The following is a 6491-nucleotide window of genomic DNA, read 5'->3' on the forward strand; positions in this document are numbered from 1 at the left end:
CGCTTTATGTGGGCAATGTGGAGACTGTGTGGAGATGCAGCACCACCTGCACGCCGTCCTCGACATTGCCGATCTGCAACGTGCCGCCGTGCAGCTTCATCACTTCCTCGACAAAATTGAGGCCCAGCCCGGTGCTTTTGCGCCCGCTGGCCGGGCGTGGCAGCGAATAGAAACGCTCACTCAGACGCGGCAAGGCGTAATCGGGAATCGGCGCGGCCTGGTTGAACAGGCTGACGTGCACAGCGTTGTGGCGCGTTTGCGCACTGAACCTCAGCATGCCGCCGGACGGTGTGAAATCCAGCGCGTTGTCCAGCAGGTTGCCCAGGGCCTGGCGCAACAGGAAGGGTTCGCCGAACACCTTCACCTGCGCGCCAATCGTCTGTTCGACGTGCAAGCCCGCGCCTTCGATCCGTGCGCATTGGGCGTTGATGACGTCATCGACCAAGGCCGCCAGCGGGATGCTCGTCTGCTCTTCCAGGCCCTGGCGCTGTTCCACTTGCGCCAGGTTCAACAGGCGTTCGATCAACTGCTGCAAGCGTGCGCTCTCACTGTCGATGTTGCCGACGAAGCGCTGCTGCTGCGCGCGGGTCATATCCCCCTGCAACAGCTCCGCCGCACCGCGAATGGCGGCCAGCGGGCTTTTCAGTTCGTGGGTCAGGGTGTGCACGTAATGCTCGACGTAGGCCTTGCCTTCCAGTTGGGTGCGCATGTGCTCCACGGCGGTGGACAACTGCTTGAGTTCACCACCGCGATAATGGGGCAACTCGGCACGCCGACCTTCACTGACTGCTTCGGCGTACGCCGTGAGCCGACGCAACGCAACGCTCAGCCACCACGACAACAGCGCACCGAGCAGCAGGCCCAGCACCACCAGACCGGCGCCGTACCACAACAAGCGGCGTTCGGTGCGGTCGACATATGGCTGCAACGAGCTGTTGGGCTTGGCCACCGTGACCACGCCGATGATGCGACCGTTATCGCGGATCGGCGCGCCCACGTGCATCACCGATGACGCCGGGTCATCCAGCTCGCTGCGGGTAGAACGCGCGCCGTATTCGCCGCGCAGGGTCAGGTAGACGTCGTTCCACTGGGAATAGTCCTCACCCACGGCTTCGCCGGTGGAGTCGAGCAGGACAATGCCCTGGGCGTCGGTCACATAAATGCGATGGTTGACCTGGTTTTTCGGCAGGCCCCAGATGGTCGCCCCCGGCTGGCGATTGCCGTAGGCCTTGAGCAGTTCCGGCCAATGGCTTTGCCCGAGGGTGCCGTTCTTCACGTCATCGCGCAGCACTTCGGCCAGCAGGTTGGCGGTGTCCACCAGGGTTTCTTCGGTGGACTGGCGCACGCCGGGGCGGATTTCCTTCATCACCGTGTTGAGCACAAAGTAACCGGTGAGGCCGATGAACAGCGCATACACCAGGAAGATCCGCAGCCCCAGGCGCATCAGCTGTTGCTCGGGCTGTAGCTGTAGCCGAGGCCGCGATGGGTCTGGATCGGCTCGGCCTGCGCCGCCACGCTGCGTAACTTGCTGCGCAGGCTCTTGATATGGCTGTCGATGTTGCGCTCGTAGCCGGCATCCGCCGCCACGCCCACCGCGTCCAGCAACTGCTCGCGGCTGAACACTCGCTCGGGTTGCTCCAACAGGCTGTGCAACAGGCGGAACTCATGCCGGGTCAGGCTCAGGGCCTGGCCACGGTAGCTGATCTGCATGCGGTCCAGGTCCACCTGGAACACCGCCGGCGTCACGCCCGGGCCGACCCGCTTGAGGATCGCCCGTACCCGCGCCGCCACTTCCCGTGGGCTGAACGGCTTGACCACGTAATCGTCGGCGCCGATCTCCAGCCCTACCACGCGGTCGATCTCGCCATCCCGGGCGCTGAGGAACATCACCGGCACTTCACTGAAGCGGCGCAGTTGCTTGCAGGTTTCAAAGCCGGTGATGTCCGGCAGGCCGATGTCGAGGATGACCAGGTCAGCCGGGGTCTGGCGCTGGTGCTCCAGCGCCGCCTGGCCGAGCGTCAGCCAGGTGGTGGTGAAACCCTCGCCTTGCAGGGCAAACAACAGCGTGTCGGCGATGGCCGCTTCGTCTTCGACAATCAGGATATGCGCCATGGGGGTCCGTCAGCAGTCCGGTTTGTCGGCAGTGTAACGACGTGCCGGGTTCACCGCTGCGCCGAATTCACGCAGGGCCTTGGCGCCGATCAGCAAGGGGTAGTTGAAGCTGCTGCGGTCGGTGAGGTTGACCTCGACCGTGCGCTTGACGTCGCCCAAGCACATTTCCAGGTCGATCACCGGGCGCTTGGCCACCGTGGCTTCGTCCTTGTCGTCGTCTTCGTCGGCGCGGCTCTTGATCTTGCTGATGCGCGACACTTTATGTTCGTAGACTTTGTTGGAAGCGTCCTTGCCGCCAAGGCGGAAGCGCACCCAGTCATCGCCGTCTCGGGTGAAGGTTTCGATGTCGCGGGCCGACAGCGAGGCCGTCAGCGCGCCGGTGTCCATCTTGGCCTTGAAGGTTTGGCCGATCTCCGGCAACTGGATGTATTCGTAGCGACCGTAGAGGGTCGGTTCGGCGGCCATGACCGGCAAGGCAACCAGGGCGAACGCGGCAAGGAGCAATTTCACGACGTGATTTCCTCGGAAAGAAGTAGGCGGATTCTAGACCGCAAACGCGGCGCTTAGTTAGATCGATCGTTCCCACGCGCCACATCGTGAAACATTCGTCCGCTGATTTGCGATTTGGCCTCTAGACTCAAGCTGCTTATCATGGCCCGCCCACATAACCCCAAGAGTTGCCTATGCGCCGCCTGCTCACCGGCTGTTTCGTCACCCTGCTGCTGTTGCTCAACACTCTGGTACTGTTCGGACCGTTGATGGTGTTTGCCCTGCTCAAGCTGGTCGCCCCCGGCCGCTTTCGCGACTACATGTCCTGGGCGGTGATGTGGATAGCCGAGACCTGGGCCGAAATCGACAAGCTGATCTTCTCGCTGTGCATCCCCACTCAATGGGACATTCGCGGCGGCGAAGACCTGCGCGGTGACACTTCATACCTCGTGATCAGCAACCACCAGTCCTGGGTGGACATCCCGGCGCTGATCCAGGCCCTTAACCGGCGCACGCCATTCTTCAAATTCTTCCTGAAAAAAGAGCTGATCTGGGTGCCCTTCCTGGGCCTGGCCTGGTGGGCGCTGGACTACCCGTTCATGAAACGCTACACCAAGGCGTTCCTGGCCAAGCACCCGGAACTGGCGGGACAGGACTTGAAGATCACCCAGCAAGCCTGCGAGTTGTTCAAGCGCCAGCCGGTGACCGTGGTCAATTACCTGGAAGGTACGCGGTTCAGCGAGGCCAAGCGCGCGCAGCAGGATTCACCCTTCGTTCGTCTGCTCAAGCCCAAGGCAGGCGGTGTGGCGTTTGTGCTGGCGGCGATGGGCGAACAACTGGACGCCGTGCTGGACGTGACGGTGGTCTATCCGCAGGCGAAAATTCCGGGGTTCTGGGACTTGATCAGCGGGTCGGTACCAAAGGTAATCATCGATATCCGCACGCGGGAGCTGGACCCGGCGCTGTGGCAGGGCGATTACGAGAACGATCCGGCGTTTCGCCAGACCGTCCAGAACTGGGTGAACCAGCTCTGGAGCGAGAAAGACGCGCGCATCGAGCAACTGCGCGCGGAGCACCGTTAGCCGCCGGTGCCCCAGGCCTGGGCCAGCTTGCCCAGTACCGAGCTGCTGGCACCCTGGCCGCCCAGGTATTGCAGGATCACCGGCGCAAACTGCCCGACCATCCCGCTGTCCATGCCCAGCGCGCTGAACGCGGTGTTCAGGTCGTTGGTGTTCTTCACGTTGCCCAGCACGCCATCCAGGCCACTGGTCTTGCTGCCGCCACTCTGGCCGAGCATCCCGCTCAAGGCGCCGAGGCTGCCCAGGGAATTGCTCCCTGACAGTTGGTCCAGGCCGGGCACGCTTTTGCCCAGTTGCGAATAGTCAGTACTGCTCAATTGGTTCTTGGCCAGGCCCAGCATGGCGCCGGTACCGCCCACGGCTTGTTCGGGGGTGACATTGAGTTGCGAGGTCAGGGCGCTCAGCAGACCGGCGGTCTGGGAGCTCGGCGCAGCGGCAGCCGCCTTGTTGTTGCTGCCCTGGGCGCCGGAAACGGCGTTGGCCACGTCACCGAGGCTGAAACCTGCGGCAAACACCGGGCTGGCGGCCACGGTCAACAGGCAGGACAGGACAATACCGCGAGAAATCTTCATCAAGACAACCTCTGAATGTAGGAGCTAAAAGCAGGCGTTTGACTGACATTCCCGAAAAAATGTTCCCACTGCGAACCCCCTATCGAGAACAGTTCAGAAAAGTCTGCATCCGAATGACCTGCTGACACCACTCCCCCTATGGGAGGCTGCTGTGTGTCGCCCTTTCCCATTCCTGCGGCTCCCGATTCCCCGGAACCCAAGCGTCGTTACAGCCCACCCAAGACAGCCTCTATCAGGCCTACCTACTCAGGAGCTGTAACCCTCATGTTCGGATTGATCCCTAACGGTTTTGTCATATTCCGCGCCCTCACCAGCCAGCAACCGCGCGCGCAAGCCAGTGATATCGGCCAATGCCCGGCGCCGCGAGATATCCACTCCACCCCCTACACAGACCCCGACCTGCCCCCGCCGTACGGCGAGGGCTATCAATACACCGCCACTGCCAACGGCAAAACCTGGACCGGGCAAACCGCCGCGACCAGCGACGACTGCCTGACACCGGAGTACGAGCTCAAGGCCGAGGCAGTCAACGTGCGTGAAGGTAAGGTTCATTGCGACTACGGAGGAAAACGCCAGATAAAAAACGGCGAGGTGGCGGATCCCTATCTGCGGCTCACCACGCTCAAGTGAACCACCCATTGTCAGCATGGGCCTGGACCTGTGAAGACTTTTTCTGAAATGTTGAAAACGTCCCTGTTGCCGTCTTACTCCACTTGTGGCGCCTTCTTACTCGTCGCGCGCCACGGGATTGGAGTCGGACGTGATGCAGAGTTGGTAATTACCGCCACACAACACCGTGAGCAGAACCATTAATCAAGCAACGACAACAAGAACCCCATAGAAACGATGACCACTGTAAAAAAGGGCGACCAAAGTCGCCCTTTTTCCGTCCGGTCTCTAAGCCGCACTGAACAACTTGTGCGGATCGATCACAAACTTCTTCGGCACGCCCGCATCGAACTCGCCGTAACCGCGCGGTGCATCATCCAGGCTGATCACTTGCACACCCACGATTTCAGCAATGTTGATGCGATCCCACATGATCGCCTGCATCAATTGGCGGTTGTACTTCATCACCGGGGTCTGGCCGGTGTGGAAGCTGTGGGATTTGGCCCAGCCCAGGCCGAAGCGAATGCTCAGGCTACCCATTTTGGCGGCGGCGTCCACAGCACCCGGATCTTCGGTCACGTACAGGCCCGGAATACCGATCTTGCCCGCCACGCGCACCACGCCCATCAGCGAGTTGAGCACGGTAGCCGGCGCTTCGGCTTTCACACCTTCATGGCCGTGGCCACGGGCTTCGAAGCCTACGGCATCGACGGCGCAGTCCACTTCAGGCTCGCCCAGCAGCGCGGCGATCTGCTCGTGCAGCGGAGTGTCCTTGGACAGGTCGGCAATCTCGAAACCCTGGGCCTTGGCGTGGGCCAGGCGGATCGGATTGACGTCACCGATGATCACCACGGCAGCGCCCAGCAGACGGGCCGACGCGGCAGCCGCCAGACCAACCGGACCGGCACCGGCGATGTACACGGTGCTGCCCGGGCCGACGCCGGCGGTGACGGCGCCGTGGTAGCCGGTGGGCAGGATGTCGGAGAGGCAAGTCAGGTCACGGATTTTCTCCATGGCCTTGTCGCGGTCCGGCAGTTTGAGCAGGTTGAAGTCGGCATACGGCACCAGCACGTATTCGGCCTGGCCGCCGGTCCAGTCGCCCATGTCGACATAGCCGTAGGCGCCACCGGCACGGGCCGGGTTGACGGTCAGGCACACGCCGGTGTGTTGCTCTTTGCACGAGCGGCAACGACCGCACGCGACGTTGAACGGTACGGAAACCAGGTCACCGATCTTCAGGTTTTCGACGTCATTGCCCTTCTCGATCACCTCACCGGTGATCTCGTGTCCGAGTACCAGGCCGGTCTGGGCAGTGGTGCGGCCACGCACCATGTGTTGGTCGGAGCCGCAGATGTTGGTGGACACCACGCGCAGGATGACGCCGTGCTCGATCTTCCTGCCACGGGGGTCCTGCATTTTGGGATAGTCGATTTTCTGTACTTCGACCTTGCCGTTGCCGAGATACACGACACCACGATTACCAGACATGCTTTCACCTCGCTGTTGTTTTTATGGAACTGCGTTGCCCGTTGGGCGGGCAGCGCGTTGAGTGCTCGGGTACAGATGCTGTTTTTGCGTTGTTTGTCAGGGCCTCATCGCAGGCAAGCCAGCTCCCACATTTGATCGGGTT

Annotated in this window: 7 protein-coding genes; 2 read left to right on the forward strand and 5 right to left on the reverse strand. The window is 61.9% G+C overall.

Annotated features, from left to right (window positions below):
- Positions 1–4: 4 nt before the first annotated feature.
- From creC to rloA2, 3 genes are read right to left on the reverse strand one after another with little or no spacing between them, the layout of a single operon-like run.
- Positions 5–1444 carry a two-component system sensor histidine kinase CreC gene (gene creC, locus ACW9IB_RS25455; RefSeq protein ID WP_457415947.1) on the reverse strand — a complete coding sequence of 480 codons (1440 nt, stop codon included), beginning with the start codon at positions 1442–1444 and terminating at the stop codon, positions 5–7.
- The gene (gene creB / locus ACW9IB_RS25460; protein WP_457415948.1) at positions 1444–2112 is read right to left on the reverse strand and encodes a two-component system response regulator CreB; all 669 of its coding nucleotides are present in this window, start codon (positions 2110–2112) and stop codon (positions 1444–1446) included. Before creB ends, creC begins: the two co-directional genes overlap by 1 nt.
- A gap of 9 nt (positions 2113–2121) precedes the next feature.
- Positions 2122–2622 (reverse strand): retropepsin-like aspartic peptidase RloA2, encoded by a 501-nt coding sequence (gene rloA2, locus ACW9IB_RS25465; protein WP_457368738.1) that lies wholly within the window; start codon positions 2620–2622, stop codon positions 2122–2124.
- Between the two features lie 173 nt (positions 2623–2795).
- Here rloA2 and ACW9IB_RS25470 point away from each other — a divergent pair, with 173 nt between their 5' ends.
- Positions 2796–3683 (forward strand): acyltransferase, encoded by an 888-nt coding sequence (locus ACW9IB_RS25470; protein ID WP_457415949.1) that lies wholly within the window; start codon positions 2796–2798, stop codon positions 3681–3683.
- Here the strand turns inward: ACW9IB_RS25470 and ACW9IB_RS25475 are convergent.
- Complete coding sequence (locus tag ACW9IB_RS25475; protein ID WP_457415950.1) at positions 3680–4252, reverse strand: DUF2780 domain-containing protein; 573 nt, start codon at positions 4250–4252, stop codon at positions 3680–3682. The genes ACW9IB_RS25470 and ACW9IB_RS25475 overlap by 4 nt on opposite strands.
- Positions 4253–4516: 264 nt before the next feature.
- On the opposite strand from ACW9IB_RS25475, the gene ACW9IB_RS25480 reads away from it, so the two are divergent.
- On the forward strand, positions 4517–4882 hold the full coding sequence (locus ACW9IB_RS25480) for a hypothetical protein (protein ID WP_457415951.1): 366 nt from the start codon (positions 4517–4519) through the stop codon (positions 4880–4882).
- Positions 4883–5149: 267 nt separating this feature from the next.
- On the opposite strand, the gene fdhA is transcribed toward ACW9IB_RS25480, so the two are convergent.
- Positions 5150–6349: a formaldehyde dehydrogenase, glutathione-independent gene (gene fdhA / locus ACW9IB_RS25485; protein WP_060753358.1), complete on the reverse strand. Its 1200-nt coding sequence runs from the start codon at positions 6347–6349 to the stop codon at positions 5150–5152.
- Positions 6350–6491 lie beyond the last annotated feature (142 nt).

It is taken from the genome of Pseudomonas sp. SDO524_S393 (assembly GCF_054071875.1).